Origin of the sequence: Alcanivorax sp. 24 (assembly GCF_004360225.1) — a bacterium.
GTDB lineage: Bacteria > Pseudomonadota > Gammaproteobacteria > Pseudomonadales > Alcanivoracaceae > Alloalcanivorax > Alloalcanivorax xiamenensis.
The window spans coordinates 274,332-290,176 of the sequence record NZ_SNUA01000004.1 but is presented as its reverse complement, the minus strand read 5'-3'; the positions used below and the strand labels follow the sequence as shown (position 1 = coordinate 290,176).

The window sequence follows — 15,845 nt, the reverse complement described above, 5'->3', positions numbered from 1 at the left end:
AATTTTCAGATTGCAGGGCCATACCGTGGTCATAACACAGTGACACGTCTACACGACCATTCACTGCCAAGGCAGTTTCCCACAGCAGTATCACTAAGGAGCCGCGATTTCCTGACTATCTATACGTCGATACCGCTGTGCCGCAACAGCGGTTCCACGCTCGGTTCGCGGCCACGGAATGCCTTGAACAGTTCCATCGGTTCCCGGCTGCCGCCCAACGCAAGAATGTTGTCACGGAATGCACGGCCAGTTTCCTCATTGAATGTGCCTTCTTCCTCGAATCGCGAATAGGCATCGCTGGAAAGCACTTCCGCCCATTTGTAGCTGTAGTAACCCGCGGCGTAGCCGCCGGCGAAGATGTGTGAGAACCCGTTCTGGAAACGGTTGAACGCCGGCGGCTGGATCACCGCCACTTCATCACGAACTTCGTCCAGTACATTCTGAATATTCAGTTCCGGTGTGTATTCCGCGTGCAGACGCATGTCGAACAGGGAGAATTCCAGCTGTCGCATCATGGCCATGGCACTTTGGAAATTCTTCGCCGCCAGCATCTTGTCCAGCATCGCTTTGGGCAGCGGTTCGCCGGTTTCGTAATGGCCGGAGATCATTGCCAGACCTTCCTCGGTCCAGCACCAGTTTTCCAGGAACTGGCTGGGCAGCTCCACCGCGTCCCAGGCAACGCCGTTAATGCCGGAAATCCCGGACACTTCCTGCTCGGTGAGCATGTGGTGCAGACCATGGCCGAACTCATGGAACAGCGTCACCACCTCGTCATGAGTTAACAAACCCGGTTTGCCGCCCGCCGGCGGCGCGAAATTACAGGTCAGGTAAGCGACCGGAGTTTGCACGGAACCATCCAGCCGACGACGGCGGATACGGGCGTCATCCATCCAGGCGCCGCCACGTTTGCCGGTGCGCGCGTACATGTCCAGGTAGAAAGCGGCGCGGACACCGTCATCGTCGTCCACCAGCTCGAAGAAACGGACATCCGGATGCCAAGTGTCCACGTCATCACGCTGGCGGAAACGAATTCCGAACAGCTTGCCGACCACGGCGAACATGCCATCGATGACTTTTTCCGCCGGGAACCAGGGGCGAAGCGCCTCGTCGGAGAGGTCGTAACGGGCTTCCCGCAAACGCTCGCTCCAGAAACCGATATCCCAGGGTTGCAGATCCGTGGCGCCCTGCTCGGCGGCGAAGTCCCGTAATTCCCGCAATTCCTTCTCTGCCTGCGGCCGGGCTTTGCGCGCCAGGTCGTGCAGGAAGGTGATCACTTCATCAACGTTGCGGGCCATCTTGGTGGCCAGCGATTTCTCCGCATAGCTCTCGAAACCCAGCAGTTTCGCCTGAGCATCACGCAGCGCCAGAATCTCGTCCATGACAGGGCCATTGTCGAAACGGCCAGCATCCGGTCCTTGATCGGAGGCACGCGTGGTGAACGCTCTGTACATTTCTTCACGCAAGGCGCGGTTGCGGGCATGGCTCATTACCGCCAGGTAGACCGGAAAATCCAGAGTTAACAGCCAGCCGTCCAGTTCTTCGGCCCTGGCACGATCGGCGGTACCCGCCAGCGCGGTTTCCGGCAGGCCGTCCAGTTCCTGTTCATCGGTAACGTGTTTTTTCCAGTTCTGGGTGGCGTCCAGAAGCTGGTTTTCATACTGTGTAGTGAGTTCGGAAAGACGCTTGGCGTTTTCCATATAACGGCGTTTGTCTTCCTCTCCGAGGGCGACGCCGGAAAGACGGAAATCACGCAGGGTATTATCAATGTCCTTGCGCTGGGCCTCGCTGAGGGTGGCGAACTCCGCGCTGTCGTGAAGCGCCTGGTAGGCCGCGAACAAGGCGCTGTTCTGGCCCACCTCGGTACCGTATTCGCTGAGCAGCGGCAGGCAGGCGTTATAGGCTTCACGCAGGGCCTCGTTCTGAGCAACGGCGTTGAGATGCCCCACCGGCCCGAAAGCCTTGCCGAGACGGTCGTCTTCCTCGTCGAGGGCGGCCACCAGCGCCTGATAACCCACGTCACCGGTTTTCAGCACCGACTCGATTCGCTGACGGCCATCCGCGATCAGCTGCTCCACCGCCGGTTTGACATGCTCGGGACGGATCTCGGAAAAGGGGGGCAGATCCGGGTAGTCGATCAACGGGTTGTGACTCATGGGGCCTCTCGTTATAAACGGCATTCACCTGATTGGGAGAAAGAGATGGGGATTCGTCGCTTCGAAGACAAGGTACCGCAACTGAGCGAACGGGTATATGTGGACCCCGCCGCCACCGTGATCGGTGATGTAACCCTGGGCGAGGACTGTTCGATCTGGCCGGGGGCGGTGGTGCGCGGCGATATGCACCGTATCCGCATTGGCGCCCGCACCAGCGTTCAGGACAACGCCGTGCTGCACATTACCCACGCCTCCCGTTTCAACCCGGACGGCTTTCCGCTGACCATCGGCGACGATGTCACTCTTGGCCACCAGGCCATGTTGCATGGCTGCACCGTGGGCAACCGGGTCATGGTGGGCATGCAGGCGATGATCATGGACGGCGCGGTGGTGGAAGACGACGTGATGATCGCCGCCGGCACCCTGGTGAGCCCGGGCAAACGCCTGGAAAGCGGCTGGCTGTACCGGGGCAGCCCGGCCAGACCGGCGCGCCGGCTCACCGAGGAGGAACTGGCGTTTCTGCCCTACGTGGCGGGGAATTACGTGAAGCTGAAGGACCAGTATCGGGCACAGGAGTGAATTTGTCGGGGAGGGATCGCGGTCCCACAATTCGCAGCCAAGGCAGTTTCCCACAGAGGGAGCCACGGAGCCGCTGTGGGAAGCTGCCTTGGCTGCGAATCAAATCGCCCACATGAACGACATATTACCGAAGCTGATCGGATCGCTGTCGCGGATCGGCGAGGTAGAGTGCTGCAAGGTCATGGTGAAGCTGAAACGATCATTGCGGACACCCACCCCTCCGATCATGGTGACGGTCCAATCTTCCTTGTCGATATTGTAATCCTCGCCCTTGCGCTCGATATAGGAATAACCGTTGTATTGCACGGATGAGCCCAGAAACAGCTCCCAGCCGAACCCGGGGTTATCGAACAGCCCCACCAGGGAGCCGGCGGTGCCGATACCCGCATAATCCGGAATGAAATTGCCGGGCAGATTGCGGCCGAAACGGATGAACCCTCCGGTCTGCGCATTACCGTCGAAATTATTGACGTCAACGCCCCAGGCGCCGCCCAGCTCCAGTTGATAGCCGCTATCGTATTCCCGCTTGAGGAAGCGGTGGGCGTGCAAAAAATAGACCCCTCCAATGAGATCCGGACCGAGCTGATTGTCCCACCCTCTTGGCCGGGTGGAGCCGGTGATCTTGTGGACGATCTTCTGGCTTTCCTCCGCGCCGGAGTCCGGGCCCACCACGCCACCTCTGATACCGTAGCCGTACAGATTATGGGTGTCCCAACTGAACAGGCCCAGTTCCAGATTGCTGTAGCCCACATAGGGCACATCACTGTAATCCGGCGTGGCACGCTCAATATCGTCGGGCGTCACCATGATCTGTTCCAGGCTGACGGTGAGAGCATGGCGCTCATCCGCCGCTGACACTCCCGGCAGCGGATCCAGAGCCCGCGCCACCGCGCAGGTCGCTCCGCCATTGTCATCGCATTTGCCATGACCATCGCCAACCCAGCTGATACGCAGGCCATTGGTGTAGTTCTTGTCCAAACCGACGAACAGGTCGTTATCCCACGAAAAACCGAGGGTATCCGCACCACATACGCCAGCGAAGGAAAGGCCGGCACCGAGGATCCAATTCCGCATCCGAATCATGACGCGCTCCGTAGGCTATTGAGCACCGGACGAGTGTCCGGCCGCCACCCCCGCCAAACCTGAAAGGCCTCCGCCGCCTGCTCCACCAACATGCCCAGGCCATCCCGAACAGCCGCCGCGCCAGCGGCGTCCGCCCACCTCATGAACGGCGTCGGCTGATGGCCATAAACCATGTCGTAGGCCACCGTATCCCGGTGCACCAGGTTCGCCGGCAACGCCGGCATTTCTCCTTGTAATCCCGACGAGATAGCGTTGATGATGAGGTCGAAGTCACTGCTTAATTCCGTTAATCCCGCCGCCACCACAGGACAATGCGGATTCTGGAATAATGTGATCAGCGTCTCCGCCCGGGCTACGGTGCGGTTGGCGATCGTCAGCGCCGCCGGCTCACGCGCCAACAGCGGCCCGAGCACACCACGAACGGCACCGCCGGCACCCAGAATCAGTATCCGCCGCCCTTGCAACACCCAGCCCTGGTTATCGCACAAATCGGTGATCAGTCCGGCACCGTCGGTGTTGTCTCCGCGCAGCTTGCCCCGTTCCCGCCACAGCGTATTCACCGCTCCGGCCTGACGCGCCCGTTCAGTGAGTGTTGCGCACAGGTCATGGGCCTGTTCCTTGAACGGCACGGTAACGTTGGCGCCTTTGCCACCAGCCTGGAAGAAAGCGTCAACCAATTCGGCGAAGCCATTCAGAGGCGCTTCGATACGCTCGTAGCGGAGGTCCTCGCCGCGCTGAGCGGCAAAGGCATGGTGGATGTCCGGCGATCGCGAGTGGCTCACCGGATTGCCGAATACCGCGTAGCGATCGGTCATATCCACTCCTTATGAATCAGAAACTGCTCGTACAACGCGGCTTCCTCACTGCCCGGCTCCGGGCGCCAGTCGTAATCCCAGCGCACCAACGGCGGCAGCGACATCAGAATCGATTCGGTGCGACCGCCGGACTGCAGGCCGAACAGGGTGCCACGGTCGTAGACCAGGTTGAACTCCACGTAACGTCCCCTCCGATAAAGCTGGAAGCGGCGCTGGCGTTCCCCAAAGGGCGTGGCCTTGCGGCGCGCCACGATAGGCCGGTAGGCGCGAATGAAAGCGTCACCAACGCTGCGCATGAAAGCAAAGCTGTGGTCAAAACCAAGCCGGTTGAAGTCATCGAAAAACAACCCGCCGATACCACGCGGTTCGTCCCGATGCTTCAGATGGAAGTAGCGATCGCACCAGGCCTTGAACTCCGCGTACAGGTCCTCGCCGAACGGCGCGCAGGCGTCCCTGGCCGCACTGTGCCAGGCCACCGCGTCCTCTTCGAATCCGTAATAGGGCGTCAGATCAAAACCACCACCGAACCACCATACTGGCGATTCCCCCGGTTTTTCCGCCAGGAAGAAACGGACATTGGCATGACTGGTGGGCACATAGGGATTGTGTGGATGCAGAACCAGAGAAACGCCCATGGCCTGAAACGAACGCCCGGCCAGCTCCGGCCGATGAGCACTGGCGGAAGGCGGCAGGCTCTCGCCATGCACATGGGAGAAGTTGACCCCGCCTTTCTCAAACACGGCCCCCTCGCTGATCACCCGGCTGCGGCCGCCACCGCCCTCCGGGCGCTCCCAGGCGTCCTCGATGAAGCGGGCGCCGCCGTCCTCATCCTCAAGCTCCCGGCAAATGCGGTCCTGCAGTTCGAGCAGATAGCGCTTTACCGCTTGCGGCGCCACCTCGGTCATCGGCATTTCTCCGTGGTTATCTGGACGGTCGCGCCGGTCAGGCCCGCACGACTCGCCCGGTTTCCAGATCGATAATGGTGGAGGGCCGGGCCCTGGGATCGCAGTCACCAGTAACGATGAAATCCAGCTCCTCCCCCATTACCCGGGCGACCTGAAAGCGATTGCGAGCGGGGGGCTGGCCGGCGCGATTGGCGCTGGTGGAAATGATCGGCGTGCCCACGGCCCGGGCCAGGGCCCGCACCAGCGGATGCGGACTGACCCGCACCGCCACCTTGGCGTGTTCGCCGCGAACCCACTCCGGAACCGCCGGGGTGGCCGGCAGCAGGTAGGTCACCGGTGCCGGCCAGATATCGCTCAATTGCCGGCGTTCCGCGTCACTCAGAACCACCAGCCCGTCGAGCTGGGACAGGTCCGCTGCGACCATGATCAACCCCTTACGCCAGGGCCGGGATTTGATCGCCAGCAGTCGGTTCACCGCCTCGCGGTTGAACGGGTCACAGCCAAGGCCGTAAACGGTTTCCGTGGGGTATGCGATTACGCCGCCCGCGTGAACAATGCGGGCCGCTGTGTCCAGGTGCAGATTCATGTGAAAAGCGCGTTGGGACGAATGGGGAGAGCCTCTCCGGTCGGCACGTAGGATACCCGTTGTAGCGTCCATCCCGCCAGCACCGGACGGTTCGCCGCCTGGCCACCCCGGCGGGTCAACCCTGCGGGCGGCTCACATAGCCGCCGCCGACCCGTTCGATATACCCCTCCCGCTCCAGCTCCAGCAAGGCGGCGGTCAGCTCCGGCAGCGCCAGGCCGGAGCGTTCGCATAGCTGATCCAGGGTATTCACGCCGCCGATGAAGTACCGCGGCAACGGCGACGGCGGTTCACTCAGTGACGGGCTGTGCGCCACCGTGCGATGAAAGTCCTCGAAGGCCGCCAGCACATCATCCACACATTCCAGCCAGTTGGCGCCCTCGCGCAGCAGCTTATGGCAGCCCTTGCTGAGCGGGTTATGAATGGAACCGGGGATGGCGAATACTTCCCGCCCCTGTTCAGCGGCACAGCGGGCGGTGATCAGGGAGCCGCTGCGCAGCGCCGCCTCCACCACCACGACGCCCAGACTCAGGCCGCTAATAAGGCGATTGCGTTGCGGGAAAGAGCGCCGGGAAGGCGGCCGCCCCGGGGCGAATTCGCTGACCAGGGCACCGCCAGCGGCGACGATGTCCCCGGCCAGCCGGCAATGACGTGGCGGGTAAAGCTTGCCGGGGCCATGCCCCAGCACCGCCAGGGTGATCCCCGGGGCCGCCAGCGCGCCACGGTGAGCGGCGCCGTCCACGCCCAGGGCCAGCCCGCTGGTGACGGCGAATCCCGCCCCGGCCAGACAACGTCCGAAACGAAAGGCATTGGCTTCCCCTTCGGCGGAGGCGCCGCGGGCGCCGACCAGGGCGATCTGGGGACGCGCCAGCGCGGTCACCTCGCCCATTACCGCCAGCACCCCCGGCGCGTCCGGCAGATCCGCCAGCAGTGGAGGATAATCCTCGTCCCCCAAGGCCAGCCAACGCCACCCCTGGCTGGCCAGCGGCCGCCACAGCGCTTCAAGGGACTCCGGGGCCGCCAGCCAGCGCCGGCGTTCGCCCGCATTCGGCAAACGCCCGGGCAAGGCCTCGCCATAGCGGGTCAGAGGGGTTTCGGCGATGGGGTAACGACGCAGGGCCTCACCGAGGTGCATGGAAGCGGGATCGAACGCCTTGGCCAATGCCAGGCGCGCAAGCTGGTCTCGCATAAAAACGCACCTCCCTGTGCGCGTTATGGACTCTGTAAATCGGCCTCAGGCCGAGTGCCAAAGGATTGTAGAACGACTCCAGTAAGAGATAGCTACGAAGCCGCTGTGGGAAGCGGCCTTGGCCGCGAAGTCTCTGGGCCGTTGGCCATTCGCTTGCGAGCAAGCTTCCCACAGCGGCTTCGTAGCATGATCCGCGGGAGCCAGCCTGCTGGCGAAGGGCGTGATAGGCACCATGGAACCTCCCACAGCAGGCTCAGTAGCTGCCTTCCGGGCTTTCCACCATGTCATTCATATAAACCGGACGCTCGGACTCCATGATCAGCCCATAGCTGACTTTCTCGAACACCCGGAACAGCACCAGGGAACCGGCCCGGGTACGGGGCAGACGCACCATCTCATCCTGCTGCCGGTCCCGAACCTGCTCGCCCTGCTGGAAGATATCCAGCACGTGGCCTTCCTCCATGCCTTCCCGGGCGCCGCGGTTGATCACTACCACGTCATTGCGGGCGACGCTGCTGATCCGGTCGAAGAAGCGGATGATACGGCCCTCCACTTTTTCCTCCGGTGCGTGTGGATACAGCAAAGCGCGCACGCGCTGATCCGGTTGCGGGAACAGCCGATCATCCACCCGCAGGTCCTCGGAAGAGCGCAACACCCGCATGGTAGCCATGTCTTCCTCGATACGCGCCACCGAGGCCAAACCGACCTGACGGGCCTCGTAGCCCAGCACCTCATCGGTGACCGGGTCCACGTATTCTTCCCCCACTCGATACAGCCCATAGCGCTGCTCGGCGTTTTCCCAACGCTGCTCCGGGTCACGGGCGTGGACGGTATCGCCACCGCCGAAGATGACACGGCGGTCCTGCCCACCGAGAATATAGGGCGCGGCGCTGATATCCGCGCGCTCCAGTACCAGGGCCTGCTTGAGATAGCTTTGGATGGCGTTCATCGGAATCGCCGGGATGGCGTCCTCGCGGCTCATTTCCCGTATCCTGGGTGACAGCTTCACGGTGCCGTCGGGCAACTGGCTTTGCTCACCGCTGGCGCGATCCAGCTCCAGCCGTGGTTCACCATCCACCCAGGACAGGCGAATGGCGTCACCGGGAAAAATCAGGTGCGGGTTCTTGATGGCGGGATTAACGTGCCAGATCTCGGGCCATTGCCAGGGATGTTCCAGGAAACGCCCGCTGATGTCCCAGAGAGTATCGTCTTTCTTGACGTAGTAGACGTCCGGGTGATTATCGCGCAGGGTTACGGCGGAAACGCCGGCGGCCACCACCAGCATCGCGCACGCCGCCGCCAGGCGCCGGAGCGTTTTGATCATCAGTGGTTTCCTTTTATGATTATGAGCACCCACGTTGTGGATGCATCCCCCAAATCGGCGTGAGCCGATTCTCGATACTAGCAACGTGATCATAGAGTTAGCAACCAAATCTAAAGTAGTCTGGCAACAGCAGACTAGCCGGGACCCCAAATGGCCAAACTGGAAATACTTGAATTCCCCGACCCCCGACTCCGCACCGTAGCAAAACCGGTGGAGCAGGTGGATGACGCGCTTCGCAAACTGATCGACGATATGATCGAAACCATGTACGAGGCATCCGGCATCGGTCTGGCGGCGACCCAGGTGAACGTGCATCAGCGTTTGCTGGTGATCGACATCTCCGAGGAACGGGATCAGCCGCTGGTGTTCATCAATCCGGAGATCACCCCGCTCACCGGGGATCTCGCTCCCTATGAGGAGGGCTGCCTGTCGGTGCCGGGCTTCTACGAACAGGTGGAGCGGCCGGCGCGGGTGATGATCAAGGCCCTGGACCGGGACGGCAATCCGTTTGAGATGGAGGCCGACGGCCTGCTCGCCACCTGCATCCAGCACGAGATTGATCATCTGGACGGCAAGCTGTTCGTGGATTACGTATCGCGGCTCAAGCGCGACCGTATCAAGAAGAAACTGCAGAAGATTCACCGCCAGCAAGCCTGAGCGCCTGTTTAACGCTTCTAAGAAGCCGCTGAAGAACGTCATGCCGGACTCGATCCGGCATCTCCCTCTACCAAGCCATGCGCCCTGCAGAGGAAGATCCCGGGATGACGGGGTGTTTTTCAGAGGTTCCCTAACCAAGGGGCGGCAGCGCCGCCCTGCTTCCTGGAGACGGATCACCATCGTGGCCCATTCCGAACCATCTTCCCGATTACGGCTGGCCTTCGCCGGCACGCCGGACTTCGCCGCGAGCTGCCTGCAAGCACTGCTGGACAGCTCGCACGACGTTGTCGCCGTCCTTACCCAGCCGGACCGGGGCGCCGGTCGCGGCAAAAAGGTCAAGCCGGGGCCGGTCAAAGCACTGGCGGAGAGCGCCGGCATCCCGGTTCTGCAACCCGCCACTCTTAAGGACGAGGCGATCCAGACCCGGCTCCGCGATCTCGAACTGGACGCGCTGATCGTGGTCGCCTACGGCCTGATCATCCCCCAGGCGGTGCTGGATATCCCCCGGCTGGCCTGCGTCAACGTGCACGCTTCACTGCTGCCGCGCTGGCGCGGCGCGGCGCCGATCCAGCGCGCCATCATGGCCGGTGACCGGCAAAGCGGCACCACCATCATGCGCATGGACGCCGGCCTCGACACCGGCCCCATGCTGCTGGCCGAAGCGCTGGACATCGGCGACCGTGAAACCGGCGGTGAACTGCACGACCGGCTGGCCGCACAGGGCGCGCGCCTGTTGATCACGGTGCTGGCGGATCTGCCCGGCCATTTACAACGGGCACGGCCGCAGCCGGACGACGGCGTCACTTATGCCCACAAGCTGAGCAAGGAAGAAGCGCGCCTGGACTTCCGCCTGCCGGCCCGGGCCCTGAGCTGCCGCATCCGCGCGTTCAATCCCTGGCCGGTGTGCTGGTTTGATCTGGATGGCAAGGCGGTGCGGGTATGGGAAGCGCGGGAGTGCGACGCCGACACCACCCTGCTGGAACCCGGCGACATCGTCACCGCCGATGCCGACGGCGTGGTGGTGGCCTGCGGCGACATTGCCTTGCGGCTGCAACGGATCCAGTTGCCGGGCAAGAAGCCGATGAGCGTGGCCGAGGTGCTGCGCGGCCATCCGGATCTGTTCGCGCGGGGCGGTCATCTTGGCTGAGCCGGCCCCCAACCCCCGTCTGGCGGCGGTACGCGCGCTCAATCGTGTGCTGCCGGGCAGCGGCGACGGCGCCAGTCTGCGTGAAGTGCTGCGCGCCCAGGCCCTGGAGGGCGCCGCCGGCGGTCTGATGCGCGATCTCTGCTTCGGCGTCTGCCGCTACCTGCGCCCGCTCAATCACTGGCTCAATCAGCAGCTGAGCAAGCCGCTCAAACCCAGTGCCCAACCGGTGCGTCTGGCGCTCCTGTGCGGCCTTTACGAATTGTGGTTCAGCGATCGCGCCGACCATGCGGTGGTCAACGCCTATCCGGACCTGTGCCGCAAATTGAAGGCAGGCTGGGCCAGCGGCCTGGCCAACGCGGTCCTGCGCAAGGCCAGCCGTGTTGACGCCGCCACCGCCTTCGCCGGCTACCCTGACGCGGTGCGCTGGTCGCTGCCGGACTGGCTCTGGCAGCAATGGCAAAATGACTGGCCGGATCAGGCCGCCGCCATGGCCGAGGCCAGCCTGGCGGCGCCGCCGCTGACTCTGCGGGTGAATCAACGGCACCACGACCGCGACTTCTGGCTGGCGCGGTTCGGAGCCGAAGCCCGCGCCGGCGCCCTCTCTCCCTGGGCGTTGTATCTGTCACCACCCCGTCCAGTCACCGCCCTGCCCGGTTTCGCCGAGGGCGAACTGACGGTGCAGGACGAGGCGGCGCAACTGCCGGTGACCTTGATGGCGGTACCCGACGGCGCGCGCATACTCGACGCCTGCGCCGCACCGGGCGGCAAGACCGGGCAGTTGGCCGAAACCTTTCCCGACGCGCGGCTGGTGGTACTGGACGTGTCCGAACCTCGCCTGCGTCAGGTGCGCGAGGCGCTCAAGCGTCTCGGCGCCGAGGCCACCGTGCTCCAGGGTGACGCCGCCGAACCGCGAAGCTGGTGGGACGGCGAGCCCTTCGACGCCATTCTGCTGGACGCGCCCTGCTCCGCCACCGGCATCCTGCGCCGCCAGCCGGACGTGAAATGGCATCGCCGCCGCCAGGACCTGCCGGCACTGGTGGATTTACAAGCGCGCATGCTGGATGCACTATGGCCGCTTCTGCGCCCCGGGGGTACGCTGGTGTACGCCACCTGCTCGGTGCTGCGCGCCGAAAACGATCAGCAAATCAGTGCGTTCCTGGAACGCACCGAGGACGCCACCGAGGACACGCCGGGCGTTGACGCCCCGTCACCGGCGGCGCGAGGCTGGCAATTGCTGCCGCGGGATCAGGGGCCGGACGGTTTTTATCTGGCCCGCCTGCGCAAAACCATGGGGTGATCGGACCGCGATCATGAAGATCATTATTCTGGGTGCCGGCCAGGTGGGCGGCACATTGGCGGAAAACCTCGCCGGCGAACGCAACGATATCATCGTCATCGATACCGACGGCGAGCGCCTGCGGGAACTGGGGGACCGCCTCGACATCGGCACGGTGCAGGGCATGGGCTGCTACCCTACCGTGCTCAAGGACGCCGGTGCCGAGGACGCGGACATGCTGATCGCGGTGACCAACTCCGACGAGGTCAACATGGTCGCCTGCCAGGTGGCGTACAGTCTGTTCCGCACTCCCACCAAGATCGCCCGCATCCGCACCGCCCATTACACCAGCCGCGCCGACAAGCTGTTCAACGAAAGCGCCATTCCCATTGATGTCATCATCAGCCCCGAGCAGGTGGTCACCGACTACATCAAGCGTTTGATCGAACACCCCGGTGCCTTGCAGGTGGTGAACTTCGCCGGCGGACGGGTACAGTTGGTGGCGGTGCGCGCCTACTATGGGGGACCGCTGGTGGGTAACGAGCTGCGCGAGCTGCGCAAGCACATGCCCAACGTGGACACCCGGGTGGCGGCGATTTTCCGCCGTAACCGGCCGATCATTCCAGAAGGCAATACCGTCATCGAGGCGGATGACGAAGTGTTCTTCATCGCCGCCAAGAACGACATACGCGCGGTCATGAGTGAACTGCGCCGGCTGGAACACAACTACAAGCGCGTGCTCATCGCCGGCGGCGGCAACATCGGCTACCGCCTGGCGAAAAGCATTCAGCACCGCTACAACGTCAAGGTCATCGAACGCTCACCGCAACGGGCCGACTGGCTCGGTGAAAAGCTGGAGCACACCGTGGTGCTGCAGGGCCTCTCCACGGACCGCGACGAGCTGCTCAAGGCTAACATCGAAAACACCGATGTGTTCTGCGCGCTGACCAACGACGACGAGGCCAACATCATGGCCTCGCTGCTGGCCAAGCGCCTGGGGGCGCGCAAGGTGATGACGCTGATCGCCAACCCGGCCTACGTGGACCTGGTCCAGGGCCATGACATCGACATCGCCATCTCGCCGCAACAGTCCACCATCGGCAGCCTGCTGACCCATGTACGCCGTGGTGACGTGGTCAACGTCTATTCGCTGCGCCGTGGCGCCGCCGAGGCCATCGAGGCGATTGCCCACGGTGACGCCAAATCCTCCAAGGTGGTGGGCCGCGCCATCGAGGACATCGACTTGCCGGAGGGCACCACCATCGGCGCCGTGGTGCGCGGTGAACGGGTGCTGATCGCCCATGACGATGTGGTGATTGAACCGAACGATCACGTGATTCTGTTCCTGATCGACCGCCGCCGCATCCGCGATGTGGAGAAGCTGTTCCAGGTCGGGTTTACGTTCTTCTAGGAAACGTATGCACGCTGACACGCCAACACGCTTGCACGCTCGCAAGCGCCACTTTCCAGCCCACGTTTTTCTGCGTGTTGCGTGTTGCGTGCTGGCGTGTCAGCGAAGGAAGAAAGCATGCATTTCGCGCTGATCTCCAAAGTGCTTGGCCTGCTGCTGGTGGTGTTCAGCTTCACCATGATGCCGCCGGTGGCGGTGTCCTACTTTTACCAGGATGGCAGCGAAGGGCCTTTCCTGGCCTCTTTTGTGATCTCATTGCTGCTCGGCCTGGTGCTGTGGCTGCCGTTCTTCCGCCACCGTGCCGAACTGCAGACCCGTGACGGCTTCCTCGTGGTGACCCTGTTCTGGTCGGTACTGGGGGTGATTGGCGGCCTGCCGTTTCTGATCTCCGCCGATACGCCGGTGGGGTTCACCGACGCGGTGTTTGAATCCGTGTCCGGCTTGACCACCACCGGCGCCTCGGTGCTCTCCGGTCTGGATACACTGCCCAAATCCATTCTTTACTACCGCCAGCAACTGCAGTGGTTTGGCGGTATGGGCGTTATCGTGCTGGCGGTGGCGATTCTGCCCATGTTGGGCATCGGGGGTATGCAGCTGTACAAGGCGGAGATTCCCGGGCCGATGAAGGACGCCAAACTGACGCCGCGCATCGCCGAGACCGCCAAGGCCCTGTGGTATTTGTATCTGTTCATTACCGTGGCCTGCGCTTCCGCCTACTGGCTGGCCGGTATGTCTCTGTTCGATGCTATCACCCACAGCTTCAGCACCGTGGCCACCGGCGGTTTCTCCACTCACGATCAGTCCATGGCCTATTGGGACAGTGCCGCCATTGACTGGATCACCACCGTTTTCATCATCATCGGCGGCACCAATTTCGCGCTTCATTTCGCTGCTATTCGCGGCCTCTCGCCCCTGACGTTCGTGCGCGACCCGGAATTCCGCTTCTATATCGGCATGGTGTTCCTCTACATCCTGCTGGTAACCCTGGGACTGCTGGCCTTCAACGTGTTCCAAGGCGCCGACGAGACACTGCGTCACGCCGCGTTCCAGGTCGCCTCGTTCAGCACCGGCACCGGCTATACCAGCACCAACGCCGCCGCCTGGCCGGGTTTCGTGCCGTTTCTGCTGATCTTCACCAGTTTCCTCGGCGCCAGCGCCGGCTCCACGGGCGGCGGTATGAAGAGTGTGCGTGGCGCCCTGGTATTCCATCACAGCATTCGCGAACTGCGGCGGCTGATCTACCCCAACGGTGCTTTCGCCCTGCGCTTCGGCCGCCATACGGTGAATGATCGGGTACTGCAGGCGGTATGGGGTTTCGTCGGCGTATACATCACCATCGCGGTGGTCTTCACGCTGCTGTTCACCGTCACCGGGCTGGACCTGACCACCGCGGTCAGTTGTGTTGCCGCCAGTCTCAACAACCTGGGCGTGGGTATCGGCGGCGTGGCCGGCGGCTTCGCCGACATCTCTCCCGCCGCCAAGTGGATGATGACCCTGCTGATGCTGCTCGGCCGTCTGGAGATCTTCACCCTGCTGGTGCTGTTCACGCCGCTGTTCTGGAAGCAGTGATATCTAACGCTGTATTCGCGAGCAAGCTCGCTTCCCACATGAGGCTACGGGCCGCTGTGGGAAGCGAGCTTGCTCGCGAATCATTGGCCCCGCGGAATTTCCAGCCGATACGTTTCAATGGCGTTTTCCCGGAACAGCGCCGCTTTCTCTGTCTCGGAAAAACCGGCGGCGTAGCGTTTAAAGGCGTTCCATAACACCTGGTAGGAGCAGGACACCTGATCCACCGGGAAGTTACTTTCGAACATCGCCCTTTCCACGCCGAAGGCGGACAGACAAACGTCCAGATAAGGGCGCCAGAGAGCCACCAGCGTTTCCGAGGACGGCGGCAGAGCCTGACCATCCAGATCGAAACCACAACTGTGCATGCCCAGCCCACCCAGTTTGATCCGTACGTTGGGGCAGCGTGCCAGCGACTCGATCGCCATGCGCCACTCGGAAAACAGATCCTGACGCCGCCCGGCATAAGGCCCCACGCCAAGCACCCCGCCGACATGATCGAGTACGATGACGGTGTCGGGGAAAGCCCGCGCCAGATTCTCCAGCTCCGGCAGTTGGTGAAAGTAGGTCCAGCAATCAAAGCTTAGTCCCAACGGCGCCAGACAGGCGAACCCTTCGCGGAAATTGGGATCCAGCAGCAGCTTCTCCGGTGGAATCCGGGTGGTGGTGCGTACCGTCGGATCCGGATCCCAGACGCTGGACTGACGGATGCCACGAAAACGACCACCGCCTTCCTTCAGGTGGCCTTCCAGAACCCGGTTCACCGACGTGCCCAGGCGCAGATCGGCGTGACCGACGATGCCGGTACAAACCCGGCCACCGGTGGCGTCCGCCACGCTTCGGGCAAAACGGGTCTCGCCCAACGGGCGCATCGGTTCCGGGCCGCTGTCACGATACTGTTCCAGGCATTCCACGAAGACCGTGCCAATGACGCGGTGGCCGGCGTTCAGATCGGTTTCGATATCCGCTTGCAGATAGGTGGCCCGTGGCGGCCCCCACAGATGATGGTGCGGGTCGACGATGGCCAGATCCGGCTCCAGCACCGGTTCCTGATGTTGTGCCAGCCAGTCCCGATCCGGACCCGGCAGCACCGGTTTTTGCGACGTTGTTGTTGTCATCGAGGCTCCTGATTGTCCCGGTCTGTTGTTTTCATTTCC

14 protein-coding genes are annotated in these 15,845 nt (G+C 63.0%); 6 read left to right on the top strand and 8 right to left on the bottom strand.

Going from position 1 to position 15,845, the window contains the following annotated elements:
- Positions 1-119: 119 nt before the first annotated feature.
- Positions 120-2,153, bottom strand: coding sequence for an oligopeptidase A (gene prlC / locus E0L37_RS08135; RefSeq protein WP_133491251.1), 2,034 nt, complete (start codon positions 2,151-2,153; stop codon positions 120-122).
- A gap of 45 nt (positions 2,154-2,198) precedes the next feature.
- Between prlC and E0L37_RS08130 the strand changes: the two genes are divergently transcribed.
- The gene (locus E0L37_RS08130) at positions 2,199-2,732 is read left to right on the top strand and encodes a gamma carbonic anhydrase family protein (RefSeq protein ID WP_133491250.1); all 534 of its coding nucleotides are present in this window, start codon (positions 2,199-2,201) and stop codon (positions 2,730-2,732) included.
- 99 nt (positions 2,733-2,831) lie between these two features.
- On the opposite strand, the gene E0L37_RS08125 is transcribed toward E0L37_RS08130, so the two are convergent.
- The 6 genes from E0L37_RS08125 to E0L37_RS08100 all read right to left on the bottom strand — a co-directional run bounded on the left by E0L37_RS08125 (position 2,832) and on the right by E0L37_RS08100 (position 8,631).
- On the bottom strand, positions 2,832-3,815 hold the full coding sequence (locus E0L37_RS08125; RefSeq protein ID WP_133491249.1) for a lipid A deacylase LpxR family protein: 984 nt from the start codon (positions 3,813-3,815) through the stop codon (positions 2,832-2,834).
- Positions 3,812-4,630: a shikimate dehydrogenase gene (gene aroE, locus E0L37_RS08120; protein ID WP_133491248.1), complete on the bottom strand. Its 819-nt coding sequence runs from the start codon at positions 4,628-4,630 to the stop codon at positions 3,812-3,814. Before aroE ends, E0L37_RS08125 begins: the two co-directional genes overlap by 4 nt.
- Positions 4,627-5,535, bottom strand: a complete 909-nt coding sequence (hemF, locus tag E0L37_RS08115) for an oxygen-dependent coproporphyrinogen oxidase (RefSeq protein ID WP_133491247.1) — start codon at positions 5,533-5,535, stop codon at positions 4,627-4,629. Before hemF ends, aroE begins: the two co-directional genes overlap by 4 nt.
- Before the next feature lie 37 nt (positions 5,536-5,572).
- Positions 5,573-6,121, bottom strand: coding sequence for an L-threonylcarbamoyladenylate synthase (locus E0L37_RS08110; RefSeq protein WP_133491246.1), 549 nt, complete (start codon positions 6,119-6,121; stop codon positions 5,573-5,575).
- Positions 6,122-6,236: 115 nt separating this feature from the next.
- Complete coding sequence (gene dprA, locus E0L37_RS08105; RefSeq protein ID WP_133491245.1) at positions 6,237-7,307, bottom strand: DNA-processing protein DprA; 1,071 nt, start codon at positions 7,305-7,307, stop codon at positions 6,237-6,239.
- A gap of 253 nt (positions 7,308-7,560) precedes the next feature.
- On the bottom strand, positions 7,561-8,631 hold the full coding sequence (locus E0L37_RS08100) for a LysM peptidoglycan-binding domain-containing protein (RefSeq protein ID WP_205655592.1): 1,071 nt from the start codon (positions 8,629-8,631) through the stop codon (positions 7,561-7,563).
- Positions 8,632-8,781: 150 nt separating this feature from the next.
- Here E0L37_RS08100 and def point away from each other — a divergent pair, with 150 nt between their 5' ends.
- The 5 genes from def to E0L37_RS08075 all read left to right on the top strand — a co-directional run bounded on the left by def (position 8,782) and on the right by E0L37_RS08075 (position 14,691).
- The gene (gene def / locus E0L37_RS08095) at positions 8,782-9,288 is read left to right on the top strand and encodes a peptide deformylase (protein WP_097058313.1); all 507 of its coding nucleotides are present in this window, start codon (positions 8,782-8,784) and stop codon (positions 9,286-9,288) included.
- 181 nt (positions 9,289-9,469) lie between these two features.
- Positions 9,470-10,435: a methionyl-tRNA formyltransferase gene (fmt, locus tag E0L37_RS08090; protein ID WP_133491244.1), complete on the top strand. Its 966-nt coding sequence runs from the start codon at positions 9,470-9,472 to the stop codon at positions 10,433-10,435.
- The gene (rsmB, locus tag E0L37_RS08085) at positions 10,428-11,732 is read left to right on the top strand and encodes a 16S rRNA (cytosine(967)-C(5))-methyltransferase RsmB (protein WP_133491243.1); all 1,305 of its coding nucleotides are present in this window, start codon (positions 10,428-10,430) and stop codon (positions 11,730-11,732) included. Before fmt ends, rsmB begins: the two co-directional genes overlap by 8 nt.
- Positions 11,733-11,745: 13 nt before the next feature.
- Positions 11,746-13,122, top strand: coding sequence for a Trk system potassium transporter TrkA (gene trkA, locus E0L37_RS08080; RefSeq protein ID WP_133491242.1), 1,377 nt, complete (start codon positions 11,746-11,748; stop codon positions 13,120-13,122).
- Between the two features lie 117 nt (positions 13,123-13,239).
- Positions 13,240-14,691: a TrkH family potassium uptake protein gene (locus tag E0L37_RS08075; RefSeq protein WP_133491241.1), complete on the top strand. Its 1,452-nt coding sequence runs from the start codon at positions 13,240-13,242 to the stop codon at positions 14,689-14,691.
- A gap of 80 nt (positions 14,692-14,771) precedes the next feature.
- Here E0L37_RS08075 and E0L37_RS08070 read toward each other — a convergent pair whose 3' ends face one another.
- Positions 14,772-15,806 (bottom strand): amidohydrolase, encoded by a 1,035-nt coding sequence (locus E0L37_RS08070; RefSeq protein WP_133491240.1) that lies wholly within the window; start codon positions 15,804-15,806, stop codon positions 14,772-14,774.
- Positions 15,807-15,845 lie beyond the last annotated feature (39 nt).

Coding starts and splice junctions, on each gene's coding strand:
- E0L37_RS08070 (WP_133491240.1), bottom strand. CDS start 15,806: ATGACAACAACAACGTCGCAAAAACCGGTGCTGCCGGGTCCGGATCGG.
- def (WP_097058313.1), top strand. CDS start 8,782: ATGGCCAAACTGGAAATACTTGAATTCCCCGACCCCCGACTCCGCACC.
- E0L37_RS08110 (WP_133491246.1), bottom strand. CDS start 6,121: ATGAATCTGCACCTGGACACAGCGGCCCGCATTGTTCACGCGGGCGGC.
- E0L37_RS08130 (WP_133491250.1), top strand. CDS start 2,199: ATGGGGATTCGTCGCTTCGAAGACAAGGTACCGCAACTGAGCGAACGG.
- prlC (WP_133491251.1), bottom strand. CDS start 2,153: ATGAGTCACAACCCGTTGATCGACTACCCGGATCTGCCCCCCTTTTCC.
- dprA (WP_133491245.1), bottom strand. CDS start 7,307: ATGCGAGACCAGCTTGCGCGCCTGGCATTGGCCAAGGCGTTCGATCCC.
- hemF (WP_133491247.1), bottom strand. CDS start 5,535: ATGACCGAGGTGGCGCCGCAAGCGGTAAAGCGCTATCTGCTCGAACTG.
- E0L37_RS08125 (WP_133491249.1), bottom strand. CDS start 3,815: ATGATTCGGATGCGGAATTGGATCCTCGGTGCCGGCCTTTCCTTCGCT.
- aroE (WP_133491248.1), bottom strand. CDS start 4,630: ATGACCGATCGCTACGCGGTATTCGGCAATCCGGTGAGCCACTCGCGA.
- E0L37_RS08100 (WP_205655592.1), bottom strand. CDS start 8,631: ATGATCAAAACGCTCCGGCGCCTGGCGGCGGCGTGCGCGATGCTGGTG.
- E0L37_RS08075 (WP_133491241.1), top strand. CDS start 13,240: ATGCATTTCGCGCTGATCTCCAAAGTGCTTGGCCTGCTGCTGGTGGTG.
- trkA (WP_133491242.1), top strand. CDS start 11,746: ATGAAGATCATTATTCTGGGTGCCGGCCAGGTGGGCGGCACATTGGCG.